General features: G+C 28.4%; 12 protein-coding genes. 2 read left to right on the top strand and 10 right to left on the bottom strand.

Annotated features, from left to right (window positions below; translation table 11 throughout):
• Positions 1–9 precede the first annotated feature (9 nt).
• From GPX08_RS03855 to GPX08_RS03845, 3 genes are all read right to left on the bottom strand, one after another.
• Entirely contained in the window at positions 10–753 is a 744-nt protein-coding gene (locus GPX08_RS03855; protein WP_156625531.1) for a 4-amino-4-deoxychorismate lyase, read from the bottom strand.
• 66 nt (positions 754–819) lie between these two features.
• Positions 820–2,190: an aminodeoxychorismate synthase component I gene (pabB, locus tag GPX08_RS03850; protein WP_156625530.1), complete on the bottom strand. Its 1,371-nt coding sequence runs from the start codon at positions 2,188–2,190 to the stop codon at positions 820–822.
• A complete protein-coding gene (locus GPX08_RS03845; RefSeq protein WP_156625529.1) occupies positions 2,183–2,776 on the bottom strand; it encodes an aminodeoxychorismate/anthranilate synthase component II in 594 nt (197 codons plus the stop codon). Before GPX08_RS03845 ends, pabB begins: the two co-directional genes overlap by 8 nt.
• A 297-nt stretch (positions 2,777–3,073) precedes the next feature.
• On the opposite strand from GPX08_RS03845, the gene GPX08_RS03840 reads away from it, so the two are divergent.
• A complete protein-coding gene (locus GPX08_RS03840) occupies positions 3,074–3,910 on the top strand; it encodes a PHP domain-containing protein (protein WP_156625528.1) in 837 nt (278 codons plus the stop codon).
• Between the two features lie 130 nt (positions 3,911–4,040).
• Here GPX08_RS03840 and GPX08_RS03835 read toward each other — a convergent pair whose 3' ends face one another.
• The 6 genes from GPX08_RS03835 to GPX08_RS03810 all read right to left on the bottom strand — a co-directional run bounded on the left by GPX08_RS03835 (position 4,041) and on the right by GPX08_RS03810 (position 8,698).
• Positions 4,041–4,295: a holin gene (locus GPX08_RS03835; protein ID WP_156625527.1), complete on the bottom strand. Its 255-nt coding sequence runs from the start codon at positions 4,293–4,295 to the stop codon at positions 4,041–4,043.
• A 305-nt stretch (positions 4,296–4,600) separates the two neighbouring features.
• A complete protein-coding gene (locus GPX08_RS03830) occupies positions 4,601–5,995 on the bottom strand; it encodes an aminopeptidase (RefSeq protein WP_156625526.1) in 1,395 nt (464 codons plus the stop codon).
• 26 nt (positions 5,996–6,021) lie between these two features.
• Positions 6,022–6,930 carry an HPr kinase/phosphorylase gene (locus GPX08_RS03825; protein WP_156625525.1) on the bottom strand — a complete coding sequence of 303 codons (909 nt, stop codon included), beginning with the start codon at positions 6,928–6,930 and terminating at the stop codon, positions 6,022–6,024.
• Between the two features lie 12 nt (positions 6,931–6,942).
• The gene (locus GPX08_RS03820; protein WP_156625524.1) at positions 6,943–7,134 is read right to left on the bottom strand and encodes a DUF896 domain-containing protein; all 192 of its coding nucleotides are present in this window, start codon (positions 7,132–7,134) and stop codon (positions 6,943–6,945) included.
• A gap of 881 nt (positions 7,135–8,015) precedes the next feature.
• Positions 8,016–8,414, bottom strand: coding sequence for a hypothetical protein (locus GPX08_RS03815; protein ID WP_156625523.1), 399 nt, complete (start codon positions 8,412–8,414; stop codon positions 8,016–8,018).
• Between the two features lie 14 nt (positions 8,415–8,428).
• On the bottom strand, positions 8,429–8,698 hold the full coding sequence (locus GPX08_RS03810; protein WP_156625522.1) for a DUF1292 domain-containing protein: 270 nt from the start codon (positions 8,696–8,698) through the stop codon (positions 8,429–8,431).
• 153 nt (positions 8,699–8,851) lie between these two features.
• Here GPX08_RS03810 and ytaF point away from each other — a divergent pair, with 153 nt between their 5' ends.
• A complete protein-coding gene (gene ytaF, locus GPX08_RS03805) occupies positions 8,852–9,475 on the top strand; it encodes a sporulation membrane protein YtaF (RefSeq protein ID WP_156625521.1) in 624 nt (207 codons plus the stop codon).
• Positions 9,476–9,552: 77 nt separating this feature from the next.
• On the opposite strand, the gene GPX08_RS03800 is transcribed toward ytaF, so the two are convergent.
• Positions 9,553–15,483 carry a DUF5011 domain-containing protein gene (locus GPX08_RS03800; protein WP_156625520.1) on the bottom strand — a complete coding sequence of 1,977 codons (5,931 nt, stop codon included), beginning with the start codon at positions 15,481–15,483 and terminating at the stop codon, positions 9,553–9,555.
• Between the last annotated feature and the right edge of the window lie 372 nt (positions 15,484–15,855).

The raw sequence follows: 15,855 nt of genomic DNA, 5'->3' as shown, positions 1-15,855 counted from the left end.
CTAATCCTCCTAAACATCAATATCTGCTTCATACTCTTCTCTAATCTTTATTGTAACCTTATTATCTGAAAAAATCTTATCTTCAATTTTGCTTACCCCCATTATTCCAAGTAAGCTATTAGTTATAAATACTTCATCTGCACTCATTAAATCTTCTAAAGTTATTTTTTTCTCTATAATATCATATTTCTTTAAAAGATACTCTCTAATTACTCCTTGCAATAGTCCTTCTTCCACTCCAGGAGTATATATATTTCCAGATCTTACTATAAAAATATTACTACTACTTCCTTCAGCTATAAACCCCTTTTCATTAAAGAAAATCACTTCATCATAATCTTCCCTTATAGCCTTTTCTCTCTCTAATATGTTTTCTAAATAATTAATTGATTTAACATTATTTAGCTTAGATGTAGAATTCCTACTAACATCAGATATTTTTAAAGAAAAACCTCTTAAATAATCTCCACTAGTATAACTTATAGGCCTACTTTTAAAAATAATATTTTTTTCAGTCACTACTATCTTTAAAGCGCAATTTTTTAAGTTTAATCTATCTAATATACTTTCAACGTATCTTATATCTACGGTTTCTCCTATATTTAAAACTTTAATTCCTTTATTTAATCTTTCTATGTGCTCCTGTAAAAATATAGGATGATTTTTAATTAAAATAGTTTCAAAAACACCTCTCCCAAAGAAGTATCCATTATCAATTTGTATCTTCTCATTATTACAAATCAAATTTCTCATATGATTTACCCCGTATAGCTAATTTTCTTTGCAAATTAATTCTTTTTTAATTTATTTTATTAATTATTATATTAGGACCTTCATTAATGCCTTAGCCTTATCTATAGTTTCTATATATTCATCTTCTTCAATAGAGTCAAAAGTAATTCCTCCTCCTACTCCAAAGTAAGCCTTATTATCTTTCTTAACTATAGTTCTAATTGCTATATTAAAATCTGCATTTCCTCTAAAATCAAAATATCCTATTATTCCAGTATAAATATTTCTCTTTATACCTTCTAATTCCTCTATAATTTCCATTGATCTTATTTTAGGAGTCCCTGTAATAGATCCCCCTGGGAAACATTCTTTTATACATTTTACAGCTGAAATATTTTCTTTCAAAACACCTTCAATCGTTGAAACTAAATGAAATACAGTTGCATATTTTTCAAGCTTGAAAAGTTCAGTAACTTTTACCGAATGAGGCTTACATACCTTACTTAAATCATTTCTTTCTAAGTCAACTACCATTAGTAGTTCAGCTTTATCTTTTTCACTATTTATAAGCTCTAAGCTATTTTTTATATCTTCTTCTTTATTTCTTCCTCTTGGTCTTGTCCCTTTGATAGGTCTTGTAATAACCTTCCTATCCTTAACCTCAATAAATCTTTCTGGTGATGAACTTACTATTTCTATATCTTCAAAGTTTACATAGGCAGAAAATGGTGCCTTATTTATACTTCTAAGTTTCTTATATATATCAAAACCATTTTCATTATTTTCTATTGTGAATCTTTGAGTCATATTCGCAATATATACATCTCCACTAATTATATAATCCTTAAGTCGTCTTATAGCATTTTTATATTCATCTTTAGTAAAATTTGAGGAAAACCTTTTGTAATCATCATTACAAAGTTCATTTTTTATACTATCTTTATTATAATCTATTTTCTTAATATGTTTATTAATCTTATATAATATATCATCTATTTCTTCTTCTTTTCCATCTAAAGAAGTTATATACTGCTTATCATTTTTCAAGTCAAAAATAATAATATTCTTGTAGAAAGCAAAATTAATATCACTAGTATTGAAATCTTCTTTGCTCCTATTAGGTATTTCCTCAATGATTCTTGCAGCATCATAAGAAATATATCCTATAGCACCTGAAAGTAATGGTATTTCTTTATATTCATCCATAGTAAAACTATGTTTATTAACTAATTCCTCTAAAACTTTAAAGGGCTCCCCAGCAACCTCTTCTTTATTTATATAACTTTTATTACCTTTAGCCTCAAATAATAAATATGGATTTAATCCTATAAATGAGTACTTAGATAAATTTTCATCTTCTTTAGATGAATCTAATAATATAGTATTAATTTCCTTTTTAAAAACATCGTAAACTTCAACAGGATCGAATTTTATACTTACTTCTTTTACCTTAATCATTAGTCTTCTCCTTAAAAGTCTTAGTTATATCAATAAAGTTTTTTAAAATTTTATGCCCTTCTTCAGTCATCTCAGCCTCTGGATGAAACTGAAGTCCATATATAGGATAACTTCTATGCTTAACGCCCATTATTACATTGTCTTTTGTAAAACTAGTTATTTCAAGCTCATTACTTAAGGTATTTTTATCTACTACCAATGAATGATATCTAGTTACTCTAAGTGGATTTTTAACATCTTTAAACAACCCACTATTATCATGATTTATATAGCTTATTTTCCCATGCACTGGTGCTTTTCCTCTAACAATATAACTATTAAAATAATGACCAATACATTGGTGTCCAAGACAAATTCCTAAAATAGGTAGCTTATCTTTAAAATGGTGTATTACATCTAATGATATTCCAGCTTCATTAGGGGATTTAGGTCCTGGAGAAATTATTATCCCATCTATATCAAGTTCTTTAATCTCTTCTATTGTAATCTTATTGTTTCTATATATTATAACTTCTTCTCCTAATTCTTCAATATATCTAACTAAATTAAATACAAATGAATCATAGTTATCTATCATTAAAAGCATTATATCCTCCAAGTTGTGTACTAAAAGTTCAGTTTATGTGTTAAAATATTTTTAATGTATAAATTATATCATAATATATATGTTTCAATAAACTATATACATTTATAGTCCTATAAAATTATAGATTTAAAATACTTCTTAAGTAAGATATCTAAATTGAAAGCATATATATAATTTAATTTTTATATAAGTTGTTAATATATCTTTATATATGAAATATTTTTACAACTAAAATAACTCAATATAAATAGAATCTTTATTATAACTTATATATTTAATATTTTGAAAGGAGATACAATGATTAAGTGCGATTTACATACTCATTCAATTTGTTCAGATGGTAGATATAATCCAAGGGATATAGTGATTATGGCAAAAGATAGGAATTTAGATTATATATCATTAACTGACCATGATACATTAACTGGAATTAGTGAAGCTATTTTAGAAGCTGATAAATTAAAGGTTAATTTTATTCCTGGTATTGAATTATCTACAGAGCATAACGGTGAGTCTATTCATGTTCTAGGCTTTTTTACAAAAGAAAATTATAATAACGAAGAACTTAATAAAATCTTAGAAGGTTTTAAAGAAAAAAGAATAGAAAGAGCTTATAAAATTATTGATAACTTAAAGAAATTTCATAATATTGATATAGATATAAACAAAGTTTTAGCTAATGGAAAAGATACAATTGCAAGACCTCATATTGCAAAAGCCATTATTGATTCAGGATATCCTTATAATCATGATTATATTTTCCAAAATTTTATAGGCAATGATTGTAAGGCTTATATACCTTCAACTAAGGTTTCTACCTCTGAGGGTATCAAGTTACTAAAAAAATTTAAAGCTTTAGTTTTTTTAGCTCATCCAGTATTAGTTAAAAAGACGCCTATCGAAGAATTATTAGATTTTGGCTTTGATGGACTTGAAGCTATCTACTTTAAAAATAAACCTAAGGAGACTAAAAGATTCTTAAAGCTTGCAAAAGAAAGAAATTTATATATTTCTTGCGGATCTGACTGCCATGGAATACCTAACGATGTAGGTCATGGTAATGTTGGAGATGTAAATATTCCAGATAGTGAAGATGTAGCTCATATGCTAAGATGGTTAAAGTTACAAGGTTAATACTAATATCAAGACCTAAATTTATACACTAATTTGTAATTTTAAACAAATAAAAAAATATTTATATACCTAAAGAGGATTTATGAAAATATATTTTATTATCATAAATCCAAATTTTTAAATTATACTATTACTTTGAATGTAAATTTGAGTTACTCTCTGTATTATCCTTATTTTTATTTTTGTCATCAATATACCATTTGCAATTAGTTGTTGGATTATTCACTATACCTAAAGCAACAAGTATTGATAGCACTACATTCGTAATAGATTGATATTCATCAGCAACTACTTTAACTCCAAAAGCACTTAATATCATCGGTATAAGAGCAAGAATAGATACCCATAAACCATAATTTTTAAATCTTGACCACTCAAAATTCATACATATATCACCTTCCTCTTGCCTATGATACAGTATATTCACATATTAAAATTATGTGAATTAAATTATAGTTTATATTAATAACCATGATTCTTAATTCATAATTAAATATATTGTTTATCTTACATATAATTTTTAAAATACAATGAATAAAACACTTCCCATTGAATTTTAAATTAATTTATTCAATAAATATTAAAAGAGGCCACCTTCTGGTACCCTCTTTTAACCTAACCTTAGTAATTTGGAACAAATTACATCCTTAATTGTCAATTATTAATTATTAATAATTGACAAACATTATTCTATTTTGCTTCTAAAAAAGCCTTATATCCTCTCATTGTTTCATAAACATCAAGTTTACTTGATATTTCCCAAGGTGCATGCATATTTTGAAGAGCAACACCACAATCTATTACTTCCATATTGTACTCTGCTAAAATATATGCAATAGTACCGCCGCCCCCTTGGTCTACTTTACCAAGTTCAGCAGTTTGGAATACTACATCATTTTCATCCATTACTTTTCTAAGCCATGCAATATATTCAGGATTAGCATCATTACAACCTGCTTTTCCTTTTGCACCAGTATATTTATTAAAAACTAATCCTTTTCCAAAATAAGCTGAGTTTTTCTTTTCCATAACTGATGGGTAGTTTGGATCAAAAGCTGCTGAAACATCTGCAGATAACATCTTTGAATTTGATAATGCTCTTCTAAGCTTTAAGCTTGAATATTCTCCAAGTCTATCCATAACTTCAGAGACAGCATTTTCAAAGAATCTTGAATGCATACCTGTTGCTCCATTACTCCCTACTTCTTCTTTATCCACTAATAAAACCACACTAGTATAATCAACTTCATCAGTATCTAAAAGAGCCATTAATGATGTATAAGCACAAACTCTATCATCTTGACCATAAGCCATTATCATACTTCTATCAAGTCCGTATTCCCTAGCTCTACCTGCTGGAACTACTTCTATTTCAGCAGAAATAAAATCATCTTCCTCAAAGTCATATTTTTCATTAAGTAACTTTAAAATATTAGCTTTAACTGCATCCTTATCTTTATCTTCCAAAGGAATACTTCCTACTAATAAGTTCAAATCTTCTCCTTCAACAACTACATTTGCTTTCTTTTGAAGTTGATCAGCTGATAAATGAATTAAAAGGTCAGATACCCCTATAACTGGATCATTATCATCTTCTCCAATAACAACATCTATCTTACTTCCATCTTTTTTAACTACAACACCATGTAGAGCTAAAGGTAAAGTTACCCATTGATATTTCTTAACTCCACCATAATAATGCGTTTCCATCATTGCAAGACCTGTATCCTCATATAAAGGATTTTGCTTTAAATCAAGTCTAGGTGAATCAACATGAGAACCTATTATTCTTAAACCTTTTTCTATAGGTTCACTTCCAATTAAAAATAAAGCTAAGGCTTTATCTTTGTTATTTAAATATACTTTGTCTCCAGCTTTTAAAATTTTATTATTTTTAATTACTTCTTCTAAATTTTTATAGCCAAAGGATTCTGCCATATCAATACTTGTAAGTACGCATTCTCTTTCTGTTTTACAAATAGACATATATTCAATATATCCTCTGCAAAATTCAAATAACTCTTCTTTCTTTTCTCCAACGTATTTTTTCCATGAATTTTTATTTTTTTCTTCTCTAGTACTCATTATACCCTCCATAATCTTTAAGTTATTTATTCTATTATTTTATCCATTCTGCTCTCAATTATGTCTACTGGAGTTACTTCTGACATTAATGAATGTCTATAATTAACTGCAGCAGCTTCTATTATTACTGCAATATTTCTTCCTGGTCTTACTGGAACCCTAAGTTTTTTAACCTTTACTCCTAGGATATCTTGCCTATCATCATTAAGTCCTAATCTGTCATAATCTCCATCATCTTTCCAATGCTCAAAATGCATTAGAAGTTGTATATCTTTTTCTGGTAAAATAGAACTTAATCCATAAAGTGAAGCAACATCTATTATTCCAATACCTCTTACTTCAAGCATTCCAATAGTTATTCTTGGAGACTTACCTATAAGCTGACCATCAACTTCTTTTATATCAACAGCGTCATCTGTTACAAGTCTATGACCTCTTTTAATAAGTTCAAGAGCTGTTTCACTCTTGCCAATACCACTTTCGCCAGTTATTAATATACCTATTCCATATACATCTACTAATACTCCATGTATTCTAGTTTCTGGAGCTAATTTATCAGCAAGATAAATAGTTAACTTACTCATAAAGTTAGTAGTAGTCAAGTCAGTTCTAATTAGCCATATCTTATTTTTTTCAGCAGCTTTTACTAATTCCTCTTGTGGCTCTAAATCTCTAGTTATCATTAAGCATTTTAAGTTAAAACTAAAATACTTATCTATTCTCTTTTTTCTAAGCTCAATGCCCATGGTTTGTAAAAAGCTCCACTCAGCCTTACCTATTACTTGTATTCTCTCAGGTGCAAAATAATTGTAAAATCCTGCAAGCTGTAAACCAGGTCTGTTTATATCATTTACAAAAATCTCAGCACTTTTATCCCCTTCTACTAAAACTTCCATATCAAAATCTTTAATCAAATTTTCAACTTTAACTGACAACTCTATCACCCTTTAATTTTTTTTCTTTAACTCCACCGTCTCTAATTGAGCTCTGAAATTACTTTTTACGCTATCAATATATCTTCTTCTTAGAATTTGTTGTTCTTCTTTCTCACTCTCATTTAATCCTTCTTCTTTACTTTTTTTATATAGCTCATTAATTCTTTTTATAACATCATCCATTTTCATATTTTCGTAGTCCATCTTTAGTACTCCTTTTCTTAAAATAATTCTTTATTATATTTTACCTTCATTCTTTCTCAATATCAACTTTTATAATAAGAGTAATGTAATTATTTACATTGTTTGATTTCTTTTTAATTATATAATAATGCTCTTTTTTAAATCAACTTTAACATTACAATAAAAAAATTGTAGAATTCCGTCTAAAAGATTTATTTTACATTTTTATACTTTTTGGTATAATATTGTTATAAAGTATTGGATTTTGTAAATAGATGGGGGTGCTACAATGATCATAAGGAAATGTAGAAAAAAAATCAAAATTAAAAGAGCATTATTAAATTTCTTGTTAAACTATCTACCTGTTAACAACAAATTAATATTATTTATTTCTAAAGATTTAGATAAGATTATATCTCAATATCAAAATTATATCTATAAAAATCATATTAGAAAAAATATACGTAGCAACCAACTTAAAAAGGTTGCTTAATTAATCTTAAGTCACGTTACCATTCATAATTAAATTTGCAATAAAACAAATAAATATGGTAATAATATTTAACCCAAAAAATATTCTCGATAAAATTATTACCATATTTATACTAAAAAAAAAATACCTCAATTTGAGGTATTAATTACTTATTATTCCCAACATGCCGGTCACTTAAATATTCATACCTGCTCCTCGCAGGTGGGTTAAGCTCACTAACTCTTTGCTTTCTTCTGCCACATAAGTGAATTTCTGAAGCCTAGCATACCTTTAGATATTGCGAATCCCGAAAATTCAATGTAGGTTGAATATTTTAAGCTAAGCGCACATCTCAGGACTTATTTATGACTTAATTATATCATATATTTTTTCTTATGCAATAGAATAATTTTTCTTCATATGGAAGTCTTTAAAAGATAAATTCCTTTGCAACATCTTCAATGCTAATATCTTGATCCTCATCAGTAAATAAAGCCATAAATTGCATAGACTCATAATTACTAGAGTTCATTTGAAATGCCATAACCTCTCCAACTACATCTAGTTCTTCAACTATTTCTTCGATTATATCCACTACTTCATCATTAGCATAGTCATAAAGGTAAGGTATAAAGAACTCTTTGTACCACTCACTACTTTCCTCTTCATAATCACTTTCATCATTAGAATAACTTCTTGCAGCCGCTAGAATATCTTCATCAAAATCAAAAAAGAACTTTAGCAAGATTATGCCATCTTCATTTTTTAATTCTTCTATTTCTGTAAGTTCATTTTCATCAAGTATTCTTATTATTTCATTAATTTTCATCGTTTCCTCCTAAATTAATATAATAACTTTTTATATTCTTTTTTAACAGCTAAGAACTCTTTGTCATCTTCAACTAAGTTTAACTCTTCTTTTCCGTCAATATTATCAACTCTGAAAACATATATATCTTCTTCATCGCCTTCTAATGGTGATAACAATAAGTATTCTACTTCATCTAAGTAAATTCTTGCAACAGCTTCGAAATCTACTTTTTCACCATTTTCATTATAAAAGCTCATAATTACCTTTTCTTCTTCATTTATATTTAAATCTTTTTTATCCATTCTGTTCACTCCTATTTTAATTATCCATTATATTTTATATGTATATAATAAAAATTACTAGCTTTTTAATTATAAATCTTATAAGTCACATTTTGTAACTTTATATAATATCTATTCATAAGATAGACTAGTACTTTTTTTAGAGGTAATTTTATGTTTGAAACTTTAATATTGGTTTTATCTGTATCTATAGATTCATTCCTAGCAAGTATTTCTTATGGCACCAGTAAAATTAAAATACCTTTAAGATCTGCATTGGTAATAGATATAATTTCATCTGCTATGCTTGGAATCTCTTTATTAATTGGTAGCATTCTTCAAAATTATATTTCATTAAACATAGCAAAGGTTATAAGCTTTATAATTTTATTTTTTTTAGGTTTTTATCGATTATTTGAAAGTTTATTAAAATCTTATATAAATAAAAAATCAAAAGAGATTTCTTCATTGAAATTTAAGTTATTCGATTTTAATTTTGTACTTCAAGTTTATGCAAATGAAATTAAAGCTGATCTTGATAAATCAAAAATTTTATCTTCTAAGGAAGCTATTTATTTAGCTTTTGCCTTATCTTTAGATAGTTTAGCTGTAGGATTTGGTAGTAGCCTAATATCAATTAATTATATTGAAGTTTTTGTTTTCTCTATAATTATTGGATTTATTGTAATTTTACTTGGAGCTTATTTAGGAAAGAAATTTGTAGAGGCTACCAATTTGAACCTCTCTTGGCTATCAGGAATAATGCTAATTATTTTAGCCTTCTTAAGGGCATTTTAAATAATTATACACACATCTCTCTTTAAAATAAAATGAGGTGAAAGGTTCTGCAAACAGTAGAACCCTTCACCTTGTTTCTATTTATTAACTATATCTTTATTTCTTTTATTCACTAATAATGTTCCTCCAGCCCCTATAGCCATAATAGCAATTAATAATATGAATATAGGATTGTTACCACCTGTCTCAGGTAAATTGGTATTATTTTCGTTTCCTGATTCATTCTTATTATCACTTGGTTTAGTCTCATTTTGACTTGGGACATCTGGATCTTGGTTATCTGTATTTGGTTTTTCTGGTTTATTTTCACCAGGCTTTTCTGTATCCGGTTTATTTCCATCTGGCTTAGGAGTTTCAGATCCATTATCATCTGGCTTTTCCTCTTCTTTAACTTCATTTACAGTAACCTTAATTTCTAAAATAGTTGATTCTCCTTGACTATCCTTTACTTCATAAATAATTTTATAATCTCCAGTCTTATTTAATTCAACATTATTTTCAACAATCTTAATCCATCCAGTTATATCACCATCTTCATTATCTGTCGCTATAACTTCTTTTAATGGATTAAAGCTATCTCCTATATTTATGGTAATATCATTAGCACTTATGGTTGGTGCTGTATTCTTACCTACCTTAATTCTTCCTTGAACTGAATAATCTACTTCACCTATTTTTTTTATAAATGATTCTAAAGATTCTTCAAGTGACTTATATTCATTTATGGTAGGAATATTGGAGAAGTGTGGATATTCATCTCCTCCTACTGCCATAAAGTCATTAGTTGCAACTACATATAACTTATCCATTTCTATTGGCTTTCCATTTACAGTTATACCAACTATTCTATTTCCAGATTCTCTTGATTCATCGAATACAAAGTTAACTCCTGAAACATGAGGGAAATGTCCTGCTGTTGCTGGATAAGCCTTAATTCCATGTTCTAAGACTTCTTTAATTTGTGCTCCTGTTAATGCTTTAGTAACTATATAGTTTCCAAATGGAAGCACCTTAACTATTTCTCCTTTAGTAATTTCACCTTCATCTATACTATCACGGATTCCTCCACCATTGGTTATAGCTATTTCTGCTCCAGTTTCATATAACATTGCATCTGTAATTAAGTTTCCTAAATTAGTCTCTTGAGTTCTTGAAAACTCTCTTGCTCCTTGTAGATCTACCTTAGAATTTCCAATAACCTTTGATAAAAATTCGCTTTGTTCATCATCTATTTCTACTATCTTATCTGAAACTACTTTATTAGCTTCAATATTTATAGTATCAGCCTTAGATATTAAACTAGCCTTCTTAGTAACTACTTTCTTTGAATCAGGATCTATAGTAATTACTACTTTTCCTAAATTATTTTCATATTCTCCAGTACTAGCAATTAATGTACCATTTTTTGTAGTGATTCCTTCTTTTAACGTACTATGACTATGACCATCTACTATTATATCTATTCCATCAACTTGATCTGCAACCATTGTTGATACTACTTCACTAGACTCATCTATGCCAACATGAGCTAAAGCAACTATTACATCTGCACCTTTTGCTTTTAATTCTTCTACTTGCCTTCTCGCAGCTTCTATTGGATCAGCAAAAGTAATTCCATTAACGTTGTTAGGATTAGTCTTATAGGCAGTTTCTGGTGTTGTTAATCCAAATATACCAACCGTAACCCCTGAAATCTCCTTAATTGTATTGGAATTAAGCAGATTCTCATTCCCCTTCATCACATTTGATGAAATAATTGAGAATCCATCTTTACCTTCTCTAGCCATTTTAACTAATTCCAATAACCTTTCATATCCATAGTTGAAATCATGATTTCCTGGCGCCATAGCGTCATATCCTGCTAATTTCATTAATGAAACTATATCTTCACCCTTTTTTAAAGTTGCAAAAGGTAATCCATGAAGTGTATCTCCTGCATCTAATAATAGTGAATTTGGAGTATTATTTTTTATTGCTGATATTACATCTATTCCAATAATACTATTATCTTTCTTAACTCTTCCATGACTATCATTAGTATGGAATACTGTAATATCAATATCCTTAGCCTTTGTTTTTTCTATTTCTGCTGAATCTCTAACTCTTAATCTATGTCCTTCTGGATCTTCTGAAGCAAGGCCTATTGCAGATATATTATCTCCAATGTTAATTCTAGATTTCCATTCATCATCAACACCAGGATTTTTGCTACTTCTAACATATCCTTCTACATATACTCTTGATTCCCCAGAACCATCATTTACAAAAACACTTTGTCCTTCAATTCTAGTAACCTTTCCTTCTACCTTAACTAGAAGGCCTTCTTTTTCTTCTAACATACTATCCTTAGTCGTAAGTTTTATAGGTTCTACTAGATTTATAGTTTCATCAATTATTTTCACATCATCATATTCATTCTTTATGGCTATTTGAGCATCATTTAAATAAGATGAGACCTTTCCTTTAATTCTAACTTTTTGACCTAGCTTTATATTTAAGTTAGAAACACCAAAGACTGTTAATCCTGCTGTTTCATCTTGAACATAAATTACATCAAAGAATGAATTTCCTGGTGCTGATGCATTTGAAGCTGCTGTAACATATCCTTCTACAACAACAGTTTCACCAAATCTATCTGGATTATTATCCTCATTTTCATCTACTCTAACATTAGATATCTTACTTACTGGTATTTCTTTTAATGGAGCTAATTCTTTTAAAGCCTTTTCTGTAATTTGATAGTTTAAATAATCTAATCCATCCATTTCAAAATTTGAGAAGAATGTTGCTCCAGAAGCAAATACTTTTGAGCCACTACTTAAAGTTTCAACAGCTAATGCAGAAACTTCTCCTTTACCAACTGGAATATTATCACCTTGTTTGTCAGCATCATTTCCATAGGTAGTTTCATGACCTTTAACTAATACATCTATATTAGACATGTCATTAGGCATTATCAATGTTGAACCACTATAAAAACTATACTTTTTACTTGTGTCAATTCCAGTTAACCAAGGACTATCAGTATTATAATTATCGAAATATAATCTATACTCTTGTCCTCCATTATTATCCTTATCTGTGGCTTGATCATCATTAAACCTAATTTTTGCACCGATTGACTCAAGAACTACATTACCTTGAGCTGCATTTCCATACTCACCTTTTGCATCACCATAATCTGCCTTAGAAGTAATTATTAAATTACCACCATTATTAACAAACTTAGCTATAGCCTTTAACTCATTCTCACTATATTTTTGAGGTGATAAATCATAATCTTTCTTTTCAACACTTTGCGGATCTGAAAGTATTAATAAAGATGCTCCTTCTAATATCTTATCAGTAATTTCTTCTTTATTTATAATTGCTTTTATATTGTTTTGTCCCATTAATGCTGTTAAAGTAGTAACCTTATCTTTATAATCACCAGTAACATATTGATTTTGATGTGCTCCATCTATAACAACTTTTGATATTTCATTTTCACCTAATACTTCTATATCAATTGATGATTTAAATTCTTTTAGTACTCCATTTATAGTTGCTGATACTTTTACTATAAATGAATAATTGCCAGGTTTATCAAAACTATAAGGTAATTTCGAAATATAAGTTCCACCTGCATCTATTGATTCTATTACTTCAGAATTTGTAACTTCTTCTTCATTATTTTTAAAATATTCAACCTTAATATTATTTACAGCACTTCCTTCATTATTGTATATATTAGTTTCAATATTGAAGATTTCTCCTGATATAATAACATCACTGTCTTTATCAACTGTAGATATTCCAAAGTTTTCTCTTTCACCAACCCATACAGGAGCTGTTACAGCTATATCCTTATCAGCCTCTTCTACTCTTACATAATAGTAAGAGCTAGTAGATTTATCTAAATTAAATTTCCACTCCTTAATGGTAGAGTCAACATTATCTATAGAGTTTACTATTTTTCCCCCATCACCGATAATAGAAATTTTCTTTATATTATCTCCACTATCAATATCTTGGATATTAATATTAAAATCTAAAGTATCAGTTTTAGGTAAGATAGATCCCATTGTATTTCCGTTTACTTCATATGAGATTCTAAGATTTTCATCTTCAGTTGCGTAGGCTCTTCTATTTCTTATTGCATCATAAATCCCTTCTCTAGTAAGATCTGATGCCTCAATAACAGTTCTACCAGTATTGGCATTTCCCCATTTTCCTTTATGGTTATCTTGATTATTACTTGGTGCTAAGTGCCACCCCTTATCTAATGCCCTTGTATAATATTCATAAGACTTAAAATATCCTGAGCTTCTGATTTCTCCTTCTCCATTTCCAACTTCTATTAAATTAATTACATTATCTATGGACTCATCATAATATGCAAAATCTCCAAAATCACCAAAAGTCTTTCCTGGGTGATTAAACTGTGCTAATGATTGTTGTTGAGTTTTTAACACATTATAATAAGCTTGTAAATTCATCTTACTATTACTTCTAGTTTCAAATCCTTCAGTATTAAATGTATTAATGTGTCCATATCCTCCAGTTGAACCAGACCAAGTCATTTCATATCCATAAATGGCTACAAATTCTCCATTTTTATTATATGTGTTAGCAGCATCTCTTCCAGTTTTCCACTTTGTACTAGCTGAACCATCAGTTATATTAGCTTTAGTATCATTATCAAACCAGTTTGAGTGATCTGTTATAGCTAAAAAATCAACATCAGCAACATTTTCAGCATATTGATATGCCTCATCAACTGTTCCTGTTCCATCTGAAATATTAGTATGAGAATGCAATTGTCCAAAATATAGATTCTTCTTTACTTCTCCAATTATAAATCTCCACTCTTTTTCTGATAAATTTCCAAGGTTATCTTTTGCTTCAATTTTAACAATGTGTTGTCCTTCTTCTAAATCTTTATCTACTTGGTACTTAATTATATTATCCTTAATGAAAGCACTTACAGCCTTAGAGTCTAAATACATTTTAACTGAAGATAAGTCAATTCCTGATTCATCTTTAATTTCTGCCTTGATTTCAGGTTTTCTTAAACTTCCTATGTTAGAATTATCTATAGGATATACATTAGTTATTTCAGGTCCTATTTTATCTGAAGCTTTTTTAACACTTATTCTAGTTTCTGAATATATATTATCTTTTACTGTTGAGATTACTTTTATTGTAGTTTCCCCTTCTTTAATTCCAGTAATATTACCTTCCTTATCAACAGTAGCAATCTCTGAATTTAAGCTTTCAAATTTTATACCCTTCTCAGTAGTATTCTCAGGCTCATATACAACAGATAAATCCTTATTTTCTCCTACTTCAATACTAATATTTTTATCAACTTTTAAAGAAACTAACTCTACTATATCAACTGAATATTCTGAATTCCTAGGAGTCGGTTCTTTAGAATAGAAATCCTCTTCATTATTGTTGCTATCAAATCCACTAGTAACTCCATTAGTTGATCCATCATTATCTTTACGTTGAACACTATTAGTAGCACTCATTCCCTTAGCAGTTTTATTACCTTCGGACTCGTTAGCTACTCCAATCCCAACTAAATCTATTACAGTTCCATTGTTATCTATAATTCTTACCTTACAATCTGTACCACTCATTGCAATACTACCAATTGCATCAGCTATAGGTAAATCTGTATTTCCACTATTGCCCTTTGCTTCTTGAATTAAGAAATATCCATTTGCTTTAATTACTCCACTTAACTCAGTATTTAATTTATCTTCAAAACTCCCAGACTTAGAAGCATATTGAACTTTCCATCCACTTATATCTATATCTGTATTTGTTGGATTGTATAATTCTATAAAATCATTTTTGTAAGTTGCACCACTATTTCCGCCACCTCCATAAACTTCACTTATTACTATATAAGTAGCTACTTCAGCTTTTACCTTCTTAGCAGGAATAGTAACTAATCCTAGCATCATACTGAATGCTAAAAATAAACTTAACAATTTACTTTTTAAAAGCTTATTCATATTAATCCCCCTTAAAGATTAGTGTAAATATTACTATTATGTTTTATTCTTTTTTAATCTATATTTTCATGTACACACCTCCTGTTATTACTCTCTAATGATATTCTAGCAATAAAATCACTATTCATAAGTTATATTTAAGTTAATAATTGTTAGTTATGTTAAATTTACACTTTTACAATGTTAAGCTATATTTTTTAAGCTAAGCTTATATTTACTATTATTTAGTTGACTATACCCTTACTATTTATTTTATTAACACTTATCAATATTTATACTAATGTGGATACCTTAATCTCAATTACCTTTTATTGAAAATATTCATTGACAAATATATATTTTCGTTGCTAAAATATAATAGTTAGTATAGTT

The sequence above is a fragment of the Clostridium tertium genome, assembly GCF_902652255.1.
In the GTDB taxonomy this organism is placed as follows: Bacteria; Bacillota; Clostridia; order Clostridiales; family Clostridiaceae; genus Clostridium; species Clostridium tertium_A.
The sequence above is the reverse complement of the archived record's forward strand: the minus strand, read 5'-3'. Positions and strand labels throughout refer to the sequence as shown.

Bases quoted from the DNA above. Each gene is read 5' to 3' on its own strand.
- GPX08_RS03835 (WP_156625527.1), bottom strand. From the start codon at position 4,295: ATGAATTTTGAGTGGTCAAGATTTAAAAATTATGGTTTATGGGTATCT.
- GPX08_RS03840 (WP_156625528.1), top strand. From the start codon at position 3,074: ATGATTAAGTGCGATTTACATACTCATTCAATTTGTTCAGATGGTAGA.
- GPX08_RS03855 (WP_156625531.1), bottom strand. From the start codon at position 753: ATGAGAAATTTGATTTGTAATAATGAGAAGATACAAATTGATAATGGA.
- GPX08_RS03800 (WP_156625520.1), bottom strand. From the start codon at position 15,483: ATGAATAAGCTTTTAAAAAGTAAATTGTTAAGTTTATTTTTAGCATTC.
- GPX08_RS03830 (WP_156625526.1), bottom strand. From the start codon at position 5,995: ATGAGTACTAGAGAAGAAAAAAATAAAAATTCATGGAAAAAATACGTT.
- pabB (WP_156625530.1), bottom strand. From the start codon at position 2,190: ATGATTAAGGTAAAAGAAGTAAGTATAAAATTCGATCCTGTTGAAGTT.
- GPX08_RS03820 (WP_156625524.1), bottom strand. From the start codon at position 7,134: ATGGACTACGAAAATATGAAAATGGATGATGTTATAAAAAGAATTAAT.
- GPX08_RS03845 (WP_156625529.1), bottom strand. From the start codon at position 2,776: ATGCTTTTAATGATAGATAACTATGATTCATTTGTATTTAATTTAGTT.
- ytaF (WP_156625521.1), top strand. From the start codon at position 8,852: ATGTTTGAAACTTTAATATTGGTTTTATCTGTATCTATAGATTCATTC.
- GPX08_RS03810 (WP_156625522.1), bottom strand. From the start codon at position 8,698: ATGGATAAAAAAGATTTAAATATAAATGAAGAAGAAAAGGTAATTATG.
- GPX08_RS03815 (WP_156625523.1), bottom strand. From the start codon at position 8,414: ATGAAAATTAATGAAATAATAAGAATACTTGATGAAAATGAACTTACA.